The sequence below is a fragment of the Paenibacillus sp. KN14-4R genome (assembly GCF_052180255.1).
GTDB lineage: Bacteria > Bacillota > Bacilli > Paenibacillales > NBRC-103111 > Paenibacillus_AM.
Window position 1 is genome coordinate 598,745 of record NZ_CP197466.1, and the last position, 15,674, is coordinate 614,418.

Annotated in this window: 13 protein-coding genes; 10 read left to right on the forward strand and 3 right to left on the reverse strand. The window is 44.3% G+C overall.

Annotated elements, in window-relative coordinates; all coding sequences use genetic code 11:
* On the reverse strand, positions 1-1,260 hold the full coding sequence (locus ACSBOP_RS02985; RefSeq protein WP_442603011.1) for an ATP-binding protein: 1,260 nt from the start codon (positions 1,258-1,260) through the stop codon (positions 1-3).
* Between the two features lie 213 nt (positions 1,261-1,473).
* On the opposite strand from ACSBOP_RS02985, the gene ACSBOP_RS02990 reads away from it, so the two are divergent.
* Positions 1,474-2,601, forward strand: a complete 1,128-nt coding sequence (locus ACSBOP_RS02990; RefSeq protein ID WP_442603012.1) for a Gfo/Idh/MocA family protein — start codon at positions 1,474-1,476, stop codon at positions 2,599-2,601.
* 281 nt (positions 2,602-2,882) lie between these two features.
* Here ACSBOP_RS02990 and acnA read toward each other — a convergent pair whose 3' ends face one another.
* A complete protein-coding gene (gene acnA, locus ACSBOP_RS02995; protein WP_442603013.1) occupies positions 2,883-5,594 on the reverse strand; it encodes an aconitate hydratase AcnA in 2,712 nt (903 codons plus the stop codon).
* Between the two features lie 208 nt (positions 5,595-5,802).
* Between acnA and ACSBOP_RS03000 the strand changes: the two genes are divergently transcribed.
* From ACSBOP_RS03000 to ACSBOP_RS03040, 9 genes are all read left to right on the forward strand, one after another.
* Positions 5,803-6,795: an amidase domain-containing protein gene (locus ACSBOP_RS03000; RefSeq protein WP_442603014.1), complete on the forward strand. Its 993-nt coding sequence runs from the start codon at positions 5,803-5,805 to the stop codon at positions 6,793-6,795.
* A gap of 47 nt (positions 6,796-6,842) precedes the next feature.
* Positions 6,843-7,985 (forward strand): D-alanine--D-alanine ligase, encoded by a 1,143-nt coding sequence (locus ACSBOP_RS03005; protein ID WP_442603015.1) that lies wholly within the window; start codon positions 6,843-6,845, stop codon positions 7,983-7,985.
* A 161-nt stretch (positions 7,986-8,146) separates the two neighbouring features.
* On the forward strand, positions 8,147-9,142 hold the full coding sequence (locus tag ACSBOP_RS03010; protein WP_442603016.1) for an ABC transporter substrate-binding protein: 996 nt from the start codon (positions 8,147-8,149) through the stop codon (positions 9,140-9,142).
* A 1-nt stretch (position 9,143) separates the two neighbouring features.
* Entirely contained in the window at positions 9,144-10,148 is a 1,005-nt protein-coding gene (locus tag ACSBOP_RS03015; RefSeq protein WP_442603017.1) for a FecCD family ABC transporter permease, read from the forward strand.
* A 43-nt stretch (positions 10,149-10,191) separates the two neighbouring features.
* On the forward strand, positions 10,192-10,956 hold the full coding sequence (locus ACSBOP_RS03020; RefSeq protein ID WP_442604353.1) for an ABC transporter ATP-binding protein: 765 nt from the start codon (positions 10,192-10,194) through the stop codon (positions 10,954-10,956).
* Positions 10,953-11,318: an antibiotic biosynthesis monooxygenase gene (locus tag ACSBOP_RS03025; protein ID WP_442603018.1), complete on the forward strand. Its 366-nt coding sequence runs from the start codon at positions 10,953-10,955 to the stop codon at positions 11,316-11,318. Before ACSBOP_RS03020 ends, ACSBOP_RS03025 begins: the two co-directional genes overlap by 4 nt.
* Before the next feature lie 101 nt (positions 11,319-11,419).
* Positions 11,420-12,430: a UV DNA damage repair endonuclease UvsE gene (uvsE, locus tag ACSBOP_RS03030; RefSeq protein ID WP_442603019.1), complete on the forward strand. Its 1,011-nt coding sequence runs from the start codon at positions 11,420-11,422 to the stop codon at positions 12,428-12,430.
* Positions 12,431-12,519: 89 nt separating this feature from the next.
* A complete protein-coding gene (locus tag ACSBOP_RS03035; protein WP_442603020.1) occupies positions 12,520-13,290 on the forward strand; it encodes an enoyl-ACP reductase FabI in 771 nt (256 codons plus the stop codon).
* A 159-nt stretch (positions 13,291-13,449) separates the two neighbouring features.
* A complete protein-coding gene (locus tag ACSBOP_RS03040; RefSeq protein WP_442603021.1) occupies positions 13,450-14,277 on the forward strand; it encodes an inositol monophosphatase family protein in 828 nt (275 codons plus the stop codon).
* A gap of 70 nt (positions 14,278-14,347) precedes the next feature.
* On the opposite strand, the gene ACSBOP_RS03045 is transcribed toward ACSBOP_RS03040, so the two are convergent.
* Positions 14,348-15,628 (reverse strand): methyl-accepting chemotaxis protein, encoded by a 1,281-nt coding sequence (locus tag ACSBOP_RS03045; RefSeq protein ID WP_442603022.1) that lies wholly within the window; start codon positions 15,626-15,628, stop codon positions 14,348-14,350.
* Between the last annotated feature and the right edge of the window lie 46 nt (positions 15,629-15,674).

Consider the following 15,674-nt stretch of genomic DNA (forward strand, 5'->3'; position numbering starts at 1 on the left):
CTATTTTATAGCTGGGAAGGACAGAGTTACGATGGTGCCTTTTCCAATTTGACTGTCAAAATGAATCGTCCCCTCCATCTCTGTGACAAGTCGGAATGTAACCATAACCCCAAGACCCGTTCCCGTTGTCTTAGTGGAATAGAATGCTTTACCGATGGAAAGAAGCTGTTCTTTGGACATCCCTTCCCCTGTGTCTGTCACTTTAATAACAATCCTCTCATTATCGATGCTTGCTGATACCATAATCATGTCGCCATAATGGCTTGCTTCGATTGCATTCTTCAGGATATTCATCAATATTTGCTTCAACTTTGCACGATCACCCAATAGGAAGAGATCCGGCTCAGATAGGACTTGTATTTCAACCCGCTGCAGTAAGCCATAGGCTGTCATGACCTGTACAGTCTCCATCAGATGTGTATTTAAATGGAGTGGTTCAATTTTATCATCACCGGATAGTTTGGCGAAGTTTAAGTAGTCAGTAATGATAAATTCTGCTCGGTCGAGCTCAGAAAGAACCAGATTCATATACTGGAGATGTTGGGCCTGTGCATCGCGCTTCATTAATTGCAGAAAGCCTTTCATTACCGTAAGAGGGTTACGCACTTCATGTGCGACAGATGCTGCAATTTCACTAATCGTATGCATTTTATCGGAGTGTTCAATAGATATTCGTAAGTACATGCGTTCATAAATATTTTCCATGAAAATGATGCAGATATGTACTGTAATGTTAGTTGCAACAAAAAAAATGATGAAATGTCTTAGAAAATCCAGCTTATCATAGTAAGTATTTAATAGATCTAGATAGAATAGGCTGGAAATAATAATAAGAAACATGACCGTATTCGACACAAGGTGGATGATCCATTTGCGGCGATAAGGGAGTGCACGTTGATAATGCGCTTTATAGATGAATACAAGAGGGACTAATATGATCATGCATGTAAAAGCGAGTAATAAGGCATCGCCTCCGACCAAGATGCGGGTGAAGATCATAAGTACACATCCGATTACGCAGGCTCTAAGCCCGCCATAAAGCATGCAAATGATGATTGGAATGAAACGAAGATCCAAGATGATCCCACCTACCGTATATAAAGGGAAAAGCATGCATAACGAAGCTGAAATGCCACAGGCAATTCCGAGTAGGACGTGATTCAGATGGGGATGTTTCGGTTTGAGCTTCACGAAGCAATACTCATATAAATAAAGTGAAATCGTGACTAAGCTAAACTGGATAAGCACGTCTTTCAACATATTATTTTCCTTATCTTAGTAGGTTTGATGTAATATGAATAATGCTATATCTAGTTTATATTTTATACATTTTACAATTAATTACAATATATTGATAGTTATTTCTATAAATTATTTATTAGAGAATGTTTGTGCAATTGGAGTCATTCACATGGTATATTGAAGGTGGTATTAAGTAATCTGTTCCATCTAGTATTGAAGGAGGCACATATCGTGAAGACAGTCAGAATCGGACTAATCGGTGTTGGACTAATTGGTAAAATGCATTTGGATGAGTATGCGAATATTCCTGGGGCAGAAGTTGTTGCTGTTTGTGATATTAACGAGGCTGAAGTGAAACTAGTAGCAGCTAAATATAATATATCTCATGTATATACTGATTTCAGACAATTGCTTGAGCGTGATGACTTGGATTGTATTGACGTGTGCTTACATAACAATTTCCATGCACCTGTCACGATTGCTGCGCTTGAAGCGGGTAAACATGTATACTGCGAGAAGCCGATTGCAGGTTCTTACTATGACGGAAAAGCGATGGTTGACGCGGCCATTCAATCTGGGAAAATGCTGCACGTTCAAATAGCGACTTTGTACCATAAAGAAACCAAGCTTGCTAAAGAGCTTATTGAAGCTGGGAAATTAGGAAAGTTATATCATGCCCGTTCGAATGGATTCCGCCGCCGAGGCCGTCCTTACGTCGATGGCTACGGAACACCGAGCTTTACACGTAAAGAGACAGCAGGTGGCGGGGCATTGTTTGACATGGGCGTTTATCATATCTCGCAAATTTTGTATTTATTAGGGATACCGAGTATTAGGACGATTACAGGTCAAACCTATCAGGAGATGGGCATGGATCCAGAACGTAGAGAGATTAGTGGCTTTAATGTGGAGGAGCTAGGTCTGGGGTTTGTTAAATTCGATGGAGGAGCATCACTGGATATTATGGAAGCCTGGTCGGTTCACCTTGGAGGGTTCGAAGGTAGTTGTGTGATCGGGTCTGAAGGTGGGATTCGTCTGCCAGCCTATAAGAGTGGTCAACCACAGACTCCAATGACGTTCCATAGCACTGTTAGCGACATGGATCTTGATAGTACGATTGACGTACATTCCAACAATAATAGACGAGAGCTTATGTCAGCGGACTATGACGCCTATCGTTCTTCCCAGCACCATCTTATTGCGGCAATACAAGAACGTGTGCCGATGCTGCCTACGGCGGAGATTTCTTTGCAAACGATGCTCATTAGTGAGGGGATCTACATGTCGAGTCAGCTTGGCCGCGAAGTAACAGCTGAGGAAGTCATTGCAGAGTCGAAGTCTACGGCGATTAAGTTGTAGGAACGTTCACAAAAAGTCTGGTCACTACGAAAAAAGAAGCACTAAGCATATGCTTACGAAGCAGGTTTTCCTAAGGAAAACCTATCAGGTCGCTGTTGAAATCGTGAATTTATGAATTGTTTATGAGGTATTTTCACGATTTCAAAGGCGAATGCTTCGCTCCTCCAGTTGCTTCTTTTTTCTATGTTTTTACTTTTTACTCACTTCGTATTTTAACAAGGAAAGCCCCGATTCATCTCGGATAAATCCGCAGATGATCGGGGCTTTTCATATCTATGCGATTATTCAGCCATAATTTGACGCAATACCGTCTGTAAAATACCGCTGTTGTGGTAGTAATCGACGTCAACCATGGAGTCAAGACGATTCACCGTGTTGAATTCAAGTGTTGTACCGTCTTCACGAGTTGCAACAACTTTCATTGTTTCACCTGGTTGTACATCATTGCTTAGGCCAGCGATGTCGAATGTTTCACGACCAGTCAAGCCAAGGGATTTCCAAGAATCGCCATTTGTAAATTGAAGAGGAAGAACGCCCATACCCACAAGGTTGGAACGGTGAATACGCTCGAAGCTCTCCGCAATAACAGCTTTCACGCCAAGTAAGAATGTACCTTTAGCTGCCCAGTCACGGGAAGAACCTGTACCGTATTCTTTACCTGCGATAACAACAAGTGGCGTACCGCTTGCTTGATACTTCATGGAAGCATCATAGATGGACATCACTTCACCCGTTGGTAGGTAAGTCGTTACGCCACCTTCAGTTCCTGGAGCTACGGCATTACGGATACGGATATTCGCGAACGTACCGCGCATCATCACTTCATGGTTACCACGGCGGGAGCCATAGGAGTTGAAGTCTTGACGCTTCACGCCGTTCTCGATCAAGTATTCGCCAGCAGGGCTGTCAGCTTTGATGTTACCCGCAGGGGAAATGTGGTCAGTCGTTACGGAATCACCTAGTAAGGCAAGAGTTTTCGCGCCACGAATTTCTGCAATGTCTGTAAGCTCAGGGCTTAGGTTTGTAAAGAATGGAGGCTCTTGAATGTAAGTGGATTTTTTATCCCAAGCGTACAATTCGCCTTCCGGTACATCGATTGCATTCCAACGCTCATTTGCACGGAATACATCATTATATTTTTCACGGTACATATCTGCATTCATGGCATGACCCATTGCCGCATCAATTTCCGCTTTAGTTGGCCAGATGTCTTTCAAGAATACAGGCTGGTTATTGGAATCATAACCAAGCGGCTCCGTGGACAAGTCAATGTTCACTGTTCCAGCGATTGCGTAAGCTACAACAAGTGGCGGGGAAGCCAGGTAGTTTGCTTTTACCTGTGCATGCACACGACCTTCAAAGTTACGGTTACCAGAGAGAACAGCCGCAACTGTCATATCATTGTCAGCGATCGCTTGGTTTACTTCGTCTGGCAATGGACCGGAGTTACCAATACATGTTGCACAGCCGTAGCCAGCTACGTGGAATCCAAGGTCTTCTAAAGAATCCATCAAGCCTGATTTGTTCAAGTACTCCGTAACAACAAGGGAACCTGGTGTTAAGGAACTTTTCACATAAGCAGGTTTTTTAAGTCCACGTGCTACTGCTTTTTTCGCAAGAATACCAGCGCCTAGCATTACGCTTGGGTTGGAAGTGTTCGTACAAGAAGTGATTGCAGCGATAACAACCGCGCCTGCTTTCATTTTCTCTGTTACGCCATTTGCATGTGTAACTGGAACTTCTTCCGCTATTTTCTCATCAGACAAGCCGTAGCCGCCTTTATCGATTGGTGTGCGGATGATGGAGTTCCAGGATTGTTTCATTTCAGTCAATTCAACGCGGTCTTGTGGACGTTTAGGTCCAGCTAAGCTCGGTACGACTGTGGAAAGATCGAGTTCAACTTTATCTGTAAAAATAGGATCTGGAGTTGCATCCGTACGGAACATACCTTGCTCTTTATAGTAAGCCTCAACAAGGGCGATTTGCTCTTCTTCACGTCCTGTTGATTTCAAGTAGCTAAGTGTCTCGCTATCCACTGGGAAGAATCCAATCGTTGCGCCATATTCAGGTGCCATGTTCGCAACTGTTGCACGGTCAGCTAGGGAGATGTTGCTAAGTCCTGGTCCAAAGAACTCAACGAACTTACCAACTACACCTTTCTTACGAAGCATTTGTGTAACGGTTAGTGCTAAGTCAGTTGCTGTGGAGCCTTCTGGCAATTGTCCAGTTAGCTTGAAGCCGATAACTTCAGGTGCAACGAAGTAAAGAGGTTGTCCAAGCATACCTGCTTCAGCTTCAATACCGCCAACACCCCAGCCCACAACACCAAGACCATTAATCATTGTTGTATGAGAGTCCGTACCTACAAGGGAATCTGGGTACACAACTGTGTCACCATCGATTACTTTCGTAGCAGCTACGGAAGCAAGGTACTCCAAGTTGACTTGGTGAACGATACCTGTTGCTGGTGGAACGGCACGGAAGTTATTGAATGCAGTTTGTGCCCAACGAAGGAAACGGTAACGCTCTTCATTACGCTCAAACTCTACATTCATGTTGTAGTCTAATGCGTCTTTGGATCCGAACGCGTCAACCATTACAGAGTGGTCGATTACAAGATCAACGGGAACAAGTGGATTAATGCGCTTCGGATCTCCACCGCTGCGTGCTGTTGTATCACGCATTGCAGCAAGATCAACGACAACCGGCACGCCTGTAAAGTCCTGAAGAACGATACGTGCTGGGATGAACGGAATTTCTTTGTTATCATCGCGGCCTTCCGCCCAGCCTGCGATTTGTTTTACGTGTTCAGGGGTAATTGCTCTGCCGTCATATTGACGAATAGCTGCTTCAAGCAACACTTTAATGGAAAAAGGCAGGTTTGCAATCGAACCGTTACCTTGCTCCTCGAAGCTTTGTAAGCTGTAATAATGGTAAGGCTTGTTTCCGACTTGAAGCTCTTTACGAACGGAAAAATGATCGTTTTTCGCCATGATGGGTTGCCTCCTTGAGATAGGTCATTCTGCAAACTTTCATTGTGTTTCACTGTATGAAACGTGATTTCATAATTTGCTCTACATTAAGTATACTCGCTGTGGCACTGTGCGTAAAGATGATTTCTATCATTTTTTTCGCAATTTTTTCATATATTGAATGGAATTGAGCCGTCTTTCGAGTAAGTTGCATGGAGGGGATTCGAAGATGTCATGGACACATACGCTTTATGGCTATGTACAGAGTAAAAACCAAATCTGTATCGAGTTTTCGGCAGATAGGCTAACGGATTATATTGCTGACGAATCCTATATTAGGCGTGAACACTCCATGCAGCACGGTTTGCATGAAATGGCACGTGAGCGCAATGTGTGGCCCTATTCTGGGGAAGTCAAGCTCCGCATTACGGATGCTGAGATTCTAAAAGATAGTGTAATCGCGCAAATTGTGCTGAACCATGTGCTGATGTATGACTCACCTCGGGGTCAGTATACCGAAGAACGTGTGACTTATGAACGTATTACCATGCATTATTTCCAGAATAGATGGTGGATAACGCGCATCGAACATCCTCAGTCAGAAATGGATGCCACTAGACATGTATTAGAGGAAGAGGGTCAGACAGCACCATCGCTTCCTTTTTATAACTATAGTATACTAAAACGAGGTTTTGACGTTTATCCAAGCCGAGTGTCGTATAGTCGTGACAAAGTAGCTCAGTATGCAGAAAGATGGTGGGATTCTTACAATCCCGCTTATCTTAAATTTGAGGTGGATTGCACGAATTTTGTCTCCCAATGTCTCTTTGCAGGGGGAGCGCCAATGAACTATACTGGGAAAAGGGATCAAGGCTGGTGGTATGTCGGAAAAAACTATAACCAAGAGCTGTGGAGCTTCTCATGGGCTGTCGCGAATGCGCTTGAGTCCTATGTGCCTCATAGTAATAAAGGTTTACGGGGGAAAATCGTATCCTCTCCGAGAGAGCTGGACATTGGTGATATGATTTCGTATGACTGGGAAGGGGATGGGAAATACACCCACTCAACAGTCGTCGTAGCCAAAGATGATTACGGCATGCCGCTTGTTAATGCACATACGAACAATAGCAGACATCGCTTCTGGGCGTATCGTGATTCATATGCATGGACAGCAAACACGAGATATGCTTTGGTACATATCGATGATATCATGGAGACATAGCAAGGGTTTACGTAGTCATTAACTACGTAAACATTTAGGGGGATAATATGACTACGAAAACAAGAGTTGGACTTATTTATGGTGGTAAATCTGGTGAACATGAAGTTTCTTTGCAAACGGCGTTCGCTGTATCGCAAGCAATGAACTATGATAAATACGAAATTATACCTTTTTATATAACGAAGCAAGGGGAATGGAAAAAAGGAACGCCTTTATTAAGCCCACCTGAATCTCCACTTGCCCTAGCCAGCCCAACAGCTTCAAGTGCGAAGGCAATGGCATCGATCTTTAGTGGTCTTCAGACCGAAGAGAAGGTGCAAGTTTCTAGTGTATCTTCAACTGTTTCTCAGAGTCAGGCAGCAGGTGAGGATACCCTTGATGTGTTTTTCCCGCTGCTTCACGGAACGTTCGGAGAAGATGGTACCATTCAAGGATTGCTAGAGATGGCCAATATGCCTTACGTTGGAGCGGGGGTTCTTGCTTCTGCTGTGGGTATGGATAAAGTGTTTATGAAAAAAGCATTTGCCGCAGAAGGCTTGCCGCAGTGTGTGTATCGTCATTTTACAAGAAGTCAGTGGGAGAAAGCGCAAAGTGATCTCATTATGGAAACGGAGATTTCCATTGGCTATCCAAGCTTCGTAAAACCTGCGAATTTAGGCTCCTCTGTAGGTATTACGAAGGCGAATAATCGTGATGAGCTGATTCAAGCTGTTGAATATGCGCTTCGCTTTGATCGTAAGGTCATTGTGGAAGAAAATATTGATGCTCGTGAGATAGAAGTGGCTGTTCTCGGTAATGATGAGCCTCAGGCTTCGGTACCAGGCGAAATCGTGTCTTCGAGTGAATACTATGACTATAAAGCGAAGTATGTGGATGGTAAATCTACGATGATTATTCCTGCAGAGATCCCTGCTGAATTAGCGAGTGAATTGCGGGAGATGGCGATTCGTGCATTTCAAGCAGTAGATGGCTCAGGGTTGTCTCGTGTGGACTTTTTCGTGCGAAGAGAAGATCAGGCTGTCATGATTAATGAGATCAACACCATGCCAGGATTTACGCCATTCTCCATGTATCCGCTCTTGTGGAAAGAAACGGGGAAGTCTTATGGCGAACTGCTTGACGATTTAATTCGTCTTGCTCTTGAGCGTCATGCGGCGAAGCAGAAGATCCAATATACGATGGATGAGTAGTCAGTATATAGCGTAATAACAGGCGGTAGCAGACCATGCTATCGTCTTTTTTTTGGATAAAAAAGCAAACACCTTATTGACAATGAGAATCAATATCAATTAAGATGAATAAGTAATTATATGATAATGATTATCATTATTAATTAAGGAGTGGTCAGCAAGTGAGAAAACAGTTCGTTATTTTCATCGTTGTTGCATCAATTGTTATAACAGCAGCAGGTTGTGGGAAAGAAACAGCTAAAAATGCTTCATCTACACAAGTTCCTGCAACCATAGCACCAGTTACGAGTACACCCGTACCAACAGCAGGGCAAGTAGGCTTGAAGGTTAAAGATTTCGCAAATCGCGAGATTTCGTTGGAAAAGACACCTCAGACGATCGCTTCCCTTAGTTCTGGGGATATGGAAATCATACATAAGCTGGGTGGTAAGATCGTAGGCCGTCCCACTTCCAAATCACCGCTACCAGCAGAGGAGTTAAAGTCCGCAGTAGAAATCGGTAGCGCGCATCAAGTGAGTATAGAGAAGATTGTAAGTATAAAGCCGGAGTTGTTAATTGCAGGCTCAGGTATTGAAAAAGATATGAAAACCCTTGAAGCACAAGGGATTAAAGTGTTCGTGTCTGCGGCAAATTCCATTAAAGATATTCAACAGAGCATCGATTTATATGGCACGATTTTAAATAAAAAAGATCAAGCCAAAGAAATCAACAAGCAAATTAGTGATAAAGTGAGCAGCTACGAGAAAGCAGCTAGTAAGAAAGCGAGAGCATTGCTTGTATATGGTGCACCTGGTTCTTACATGATTGCACTTCCGAACTCGCTAACGGGCGATTTGCTTGCGAAGGCAGGCGGAGAGAACGTTGCAGCGGATTATCCCAAAGCGAAGGACTTCCCTCAATACGCCTCATTAAGTGTGGAGCGAATTATTGAGAGTAAGCCAGATATTGTGTATTTGATTACACATGCGGATCCTGAAGCAGTGAAGAAGGCTTTTGAAGAGGAGATGTCTAAGAACGCGGCGTGGAAAAATCTCGATGCAGTGAAGGCGGGAAGAGTCGTCATCTTACCTGCACAACTATTCGGTGCAAATCCGGGAACCAAGATCACAGAAGCATTGGACTACATGTACACAAGTTTGCAGAAGGTAGTCAAATAAGATGAACACCTCCAAACGATGGCTTATCGTTATCCTGATGAGTTGCTTACTGCTGCTGGCCTGCTTGTATGGGTTAATCGTCGGCGCTGTGAGCTTTTCTTTTGATCAGATTATGAAAGGAATAGGGAACAAGGAATCATCGATGGCACGTGCGATTATTTGGGATTTACGCGTGCCAAGAGTACTTGTGGGGGTTATTGTGGGCATGTGTCTGGCAACTGCGGGTTCGTTATTGCAAGGCGTGATGCGCAATCCGCTTGCTGACCCTGGCATTATTGGTGTATCATCCGGGGCAGGGCTTATGGCAACGCTCGTTATGGTCGTGTTCCCGGAGTATACGATTTTTCTGCCCCTAGCTGCATTTGTTGGAGCATGTGTAACGGCATTTGTGATTTATGGATTGGCATGGAACAAGGGGGCGTCACCAGGTCGGATTATATTAGTCGGTATTTCGATTAATGCCGTCATTGGAGCGAGTATGTCAGCGCTTATGCTTCTTTATAGTGATCGTGTTCAGTCCGTACTGCCCTGGCTTGCAGGTGGGATATCCGGCGTAAGCTGGTCGCAGTTTAATATGATCATTTATTATGCGGTCATTGCTCTTGGATTATCGGTATTTGCGGTTAAACATGTGCGTATTCTAATGTTGGGGGATGAAGTTGCAAAGCTGATCGGTCATAAAGTGGAGCGCAGCCGTTTCTTCTTAATTGTACTGAGTACGTTGTTGTCGGGAATTGCCGTAAGTGTTTCAGGGTTAATTGGTTTTGTCGGTCTTGTCGTTCCTCATATCGTCCGTCTGCTTGTCGGAAATGACTATCGCTTCTTGCTGCCAATCTCGGCGCTTGGTGGTGGACTGCTCGTTGTTATAGCGGATGCCATTGCAAGAAGCTGGTTCGATCCGATTGAGCTGCCTGTTGGTATTCTGCTATCATTCCTTGGTGGCCCGTTCTTTTTGTTTATTTTGCAAAAGGGAGGAAAGCAAGTTGGACAACGTTCTGCATACTAAAGAACTTGGTTATCGACATTCTGAGCATTTTCAGCTTGGTGCTATCAACTTGGAAGTTCGCGAGGGTGAAATTCTGAGCTTGATTGGTCCGAATGGCTCTGGTAAATCGACCCTATTACGGCTGTTGGCTCGATTGTTAGACCCTGTACGGGGAGAGGTGTGGCTTGATGGCAAAGTGTTGCGGAATATGAGTAGCAGCGATATTGCAAAGAAACTCGCGATGCTGCCGCAAATGCATGATCATCAGCTTGAATTTACCGTGCGTGAGCTTGTGGAGTTCGGGAGGCATCCGCATAAGAAATGGTTCGAACGTCTTAGTGATGCGGATGAAGAAATCATTGCATGGGCACTGTCGGTCACGAACCTCACACCATATGAGAATCGCGCTTTGCCTTCCTTATCCGGTGGGGAGCGGCAGCGAGCATGGATTGCGATGGCGATCGCACAACGTCCGAAAGTGCTGCTGCTGGATGAACCGACTACTTATCTGGACATTTCGCATCAATTGGAAGTGATGGAACTTGTCCAAAGCTTGAATAGACAGTTCAACATGACAGTCATAATGGTGCTGCATGATATTAATCAGGCGGCACAATACAGCGATCGGCTTGTTGTGATGAAGAAGGGTGAAGTGGTCTACGATGGCATTCCACAGTGTGTGTTATGCAAGCCGATGTTCCAAAACGTTTTTGATATCGAAGTAGATATTTATGATGACGGCGATAAGCCATTTTTCACACCCAAAAGATCCAATTGCTGTGAGACACCTACAACACATAAGGAAATTAGAGGAGGCGCATTAGGATGATTATAGTTACGAATACGATTCAAGTGAAGCTTGGTTTTGGTGATAAGATCATAGAGGGCTTCAAGCAGGCAAAAGGAGTTCAATCTTTCAAAGGATTTGTACGCTTAGAAGTACTGAGAACAGAAGGGCTTGAGGAAAATGAGGAAATCAAGGTAAATACAACATGGGAATCTAAAGAAGATTTCCAAGTTTGGGTAACCAGTGATTCCTTTAAGCAGTCTCATTCTAGACAAAGAAGCGAGGGTGCAGGTAATGGAGATGGAGAGAAGAAAGAAAGTCCAGTACTCAGCTCTAAAATCTCGTACCACGAAATTGTCATCACCCATCTGCCGCAACAAGTAACAGCGGGAAGTGAGCAATAGCTAATAGAGAGCCGAAATTCCTACTTTTAAGGGAGAATCGGCTCTTTTTTATGGAAAAAGGGAATCCTACCTCTCATCAATTCTTCCTAGGAGGTACACCTTTGATCGTCAGATTCGGCTATGTGGCGATGTCAACCATTGTAGAGAAGGCATCACCTTCACGGACAATGACAGTAACATCGTTTAACAAACTTAATGATCGAGAAGCAGCGCTGCGTAAGCTGGAGCGACTAGCAGCAGAAAACTTGCATAATACGCTTCGCTTACTTAAGCATAATCGGGCGCATAACATCGCGGTCTATCGATTTTCCTCTAAGCTCATTCCGCTCATTGGGCACGAATCAGTTGCCGGGTGGGACCCAATGCCGGTTCTTGTGGATGATTTCAAAGCAATCGGCGATTATGTGAAGCAGCACAAGATGAGAGTCAGTTTCCATCCGGATCATTTTACCGTGTTATCCACGCCCCGCCAGTCCGTACTTCAGTCATCGATTGGAGATTTAGAGCGCCATACAGCGATGTTTGAAGCTATGGGACTTAATACCGATGCGAAGAGCAACATTCATATTGGCGGCGCTTATGGAGATAAACAGCAAGCCAGTCAGCGCTTTGTGGAGCATTTTGCGATGCTGCGTCCTGAGGTGCAGGCTCGTCTCACGTTAGAGAATGATGATAAGACGTTTACTGCTTTGGAAACGTTGGAAGTATGTGAGCAGGTAGGAGTGCCAATGGTGATGGATATTCATCATGATGAAGTGAATCCGTGCGAGCTGACAAGTGTCGAGCTGTGGCCGCGAATATTGAAAACGTGGGGTATCGGAATGAATGAGACCACTCTCCTGAGAACGGATTCCAATTCAGAATTCCCGCTACCACCGAAAATCCATGTCTCTTCACCTAAAAATGAATCAAGCCCTCGCAGTCATGCCGACTATGTGGTCCCTGAACGATTGTTGCAATTTATGCGAGGTATCGCTCCCATGACATCACGATTGGATGTAATGATTGAAGCGAAACACAAGGATCGCGCATTGATCCAATTGGTTCAAGATCTCTTGAAACAGTCGGATGTGGAGAAGATAGATGATGCTTCCATTTCCATCAAAACTTGAAATAAGAGGGGAAATCGGTTAATTTGTAGAATAAGTAGAACAGAGCATAACGACGTTAATATACAGTTCGAGAGGGGAATATTCAATCAATGAATGGATTAATGACTGGTAAAAATGTACTTGTAATGGGCGTTGCTAATGACCGTAGTATCGCATGGGCAATTGCACAATCCCTTGCAGCACAAGGTGCGAGATTGGCATTTACGTACGAGAGCGAGCGTGTAGAGGAGCGAGTTCGTAAACTGGCTAACACGCTTCCAGGTTCGGTTGTTCTGCCATGTAACGTAACCGTTGACGCGGAAATCGACACACTTGTGGACAAGCTGAAAGAGGAGTTTGGCGTTCTGCATGGCTTTGTACATTCCATCGCGTTTGCAAAAGGTGAAGAACTCGATGGTATGTTCGTGGGCACTTCTCGTGATGGATTTGCGCTTGCGAATGACATCTCCGCGTACTCCCTAGTTGCAGTTTCGAAGCGCGTGTACCCGTTAATGACAGAAGGCGGCTCCATCATGGCAATGACTTACCTAGGTGCTGAGCGCGTAATGAAGAACTACAATGTAATGGGTGTGGCAAAAGCAGCGCTAGAAGCAAGCATTCGTTACTTAGCGGCTGACCTGGGTCCATTCAACATCCGTGTTAATGGTGTATCCGCTGGCCCAATCCGTACACTAGCGGCTAAAGGAATTAAAGACTTCAACTCCATCCTTCATACGGTTGAAGAGAGAGCACCACTTCGCCGCACAACTGAAGTTGCAGAAGTGGGCGATACAGCGATGTTCTTGTTAAGCCCTCTGGCTCGTGGTATTACAGGCGAAGTGATCTATGTAGATGGTGGCTTCCACATCATGGGTGTTTAGTACCCATTAGACACGATCGATCATTCTTAAACATCAAGCGCGTACTGAACTCGATTCAGTGCGCGCTTGTTTACTTAAATCTTAATGAAACATCCCACTTTCTTCTCGCGTATTATCGACTATAATGGAAGTGATAACTGTAGAAAGAGTTGATTATAGATGTACACCATTGGATCAAAAAGCTTCACGGCGGTTGCGATTAACACGGCTTCTAAAGCAGGGGAATGGATTAAGAGTAAACTTGGAGGCATTCGTGAAATTAACTTAAAGCAATCCTCACAAGACTTAGTAACTGAAATTGATAAAGGTGCTGAAAAGCTGATTCGTAATTTAATTTTGACTCATTTTCCAGATCATTCAATCCTTGGAGAAGAAGGCGTAGAACCGGGACCTGCTGCTTCGGCAAAAGCGCTACAAGATATGAGTGATGCCGAATATTTATGGATTGTAGACCCAATAGACGGGACGACAAACTTTGTGCATGGATTCCCATTTTTCTGTGTATCGATTGCACTTGCTCATCGTGGTGAAGTTATTGTCGCAGCGATTTATGATCCCATGAAAGATGAATTATACGTCGCTGAAAAAGGAAAAGGTGCGTATCTGCGGGGCAAAGTGCTTCAAGTATCTGGTGAACAGACCTTAGCGCAGTCTTTAGTTGCAACAGGCTTCCCACCAGATCAACAGTATGCATTGCCATTAAATCTTGCTGGCGTGGCTTCTATTGGTCCGAAAGTGCGTAATCTGCGTGTAGCAGGCTCAGCTGCGCTGCACATGGCTTATGTAGCTGCAGGTAGATTAAGTGGATTTTGGGAAATTGGGCTCAACTCGTGGGATGTTGCTGCTGGCGCACTATTGATTCAAGAATCGGGTGGGCGAGTAACAGATACAGAAGGTAGACCTTACACCCTTGCCGTTCGTAATATGCTTGCTACCAACGGACATATCCATGATGAGATGGTGACTGAATTAACGAAAGTTCAATAAGCGCTTATATAAAAGGAAAAGCATGTGATCCCCATAGGAGGATGACATGCTTTTTTTGTGTCATATAACATTAATCTTGTTCGAATCGGAAAACTTTCGTTTTCTTCTGCAAGTTCGATGAGTACTCTCGTAAAACTTCGGATGATGCTGCGATTTCTTCCATGATGGCCGTCTGTTCTTGTGTAGATGCAGCCATATCCCGTGCGCCTTCTGCGATTTGTTCCGCAATCCCGGCAATACCAGAGGCTTGATCCAAGGTTTGCTTAATTTGTACATTCTGATCAGAGACCACTTCTACGATGCTTGTGACCGATTCGGAAGTTTGTTGAATCGATAGGTTGATCCCGTGAAGGGCTTCTTGCATATCTTCACCTTTAGAGGCTTCTTTTTCGACAATATTCATTTGCTGATTCGTTTGTGCAACTACACTTGACACTTGCTCTTGAATTTTCACAATGAGCTCCGTGATGTGATTTACTGCATTCGAGCTCTTCACAGCAAGTTTGCGAATCTCCTGGGCTACAACCGAGAATCCTTGACCATGTTCACCTGCACGTGCGGCTTCAATAGAGGCATTGAGCGCAAGTAAGCTAGTCTGATCCGAAATTTCTCTAACCACTTGGATAATCTCGCTAATTTCCAGCGTGTGAAGCTCTAGGCTGCGTACATCTTCCATGGTCAGGGCATTGGATTTGGCGATGGTGTTCATACCGTCAATCAGTGATTGTATGGACTGCATACTTTCTTCTAAAAGGTGAAACAAATCCTGTGTCGTATGGAATGTATGTGTGGCCTTTTCACTCACAACATTAGCGGCATCAGAAATTTGCCCAATTGACGCTAAAGCATGCGTAACGGTAACTGCTTGAACATCGGCTCCTTTGGAAACGTGATCGATGGTCCTGGCGATACTTTCAACTTGAAATGCAGCTTGCATGATGGCTTGACTTACGGTATCCGCACTTTGATTCGTGACAACCGCATTTTCAGCAATTTCTTTGATCATCTGTTTTAAATTATGTAGCATCGTATCAAAAGAAAGCGTAAGCGTCTGAATTTCATCGTTAAAAGGGTGCTTGGGCACATCCACTTCTAAGTTCCCACTAGCGGCTTCATTCATCGAACTCGCAAGTGCAATAAGTGGGCGAGTAAACCATTTGGCAGCTAAATAAGCGAGTAAACTCGTCCAGAAAATTCCGAGCGCAAGTACGCCGCTGTTAAATATCCATTGAGGCATGGAAGGGGCAATGATATCTTTGAGATAAAAAATAAAAAATGCACTCGTTCCATAAGTGATGATCGACACTGCAATAATGCCGAGCAATATCTTTTTAACTAATCCCAATTTCACTAGATCACCTTCACATGATAAAATGCTAACCATTTCCATGATGCAA

Coding starts and splice junctions, on each gene's coding strand:
- ACSBOP_RS03005 (WP_442603015.1), top strand. CDS start 6,843: ATGACTACGAAAACAAGAGTTGGACTTATTTATGGTGGTAAATCTGGT.
- acnA (WP_442603013.1), bottom strand. CDS start 5,594: ATGGCGAAAAACGATCATTTTTCCGTTCGTAAAGAGCTTCAAGTCGGA.
- ACSBOP_RS03035 (WP_442603020.1), top strand. CDS start 12,520: ATGAATGGATTAATGACTGGTAAAAATGTACTTGTAATGGGCGTTGCT.
- ACSBOP_RS03000 (WP_442603014.1), top strand. CDS start 5,803: ATGTCATGGACACATACGCTTTATGGCTATGTACAGAGTAAAAACCAA.
- ACSBOP_RS03025 (WP_442603018.1), top strand. CDS start 10,953: ATGATTATAGTTACGAATACGATTCAAGTGAAGCTTGGTTTTGGTGAT.
- ACSBOP_RS03040 (WP_442603021.1), top strand. CDS start 13,450: ATGTACACCATTGGATCAAAAAGCTTCACGGCGGTTGCGATTAACACG.
- ACSBOP_RS03015 (WP_442603017.1), top strand. CDS start 9,144: ATGAACACCTCCAAACGATGGCTTATCGTTATCCTGATGAGTTGCTTA.
- ACSBOP_RS02985 (WP_442603011.1), bottom strand. CDS start 1,260: ATGTTGAAAGACGTGCTTATCCAGTTTAGCTTAGTCACGATTTCACTT.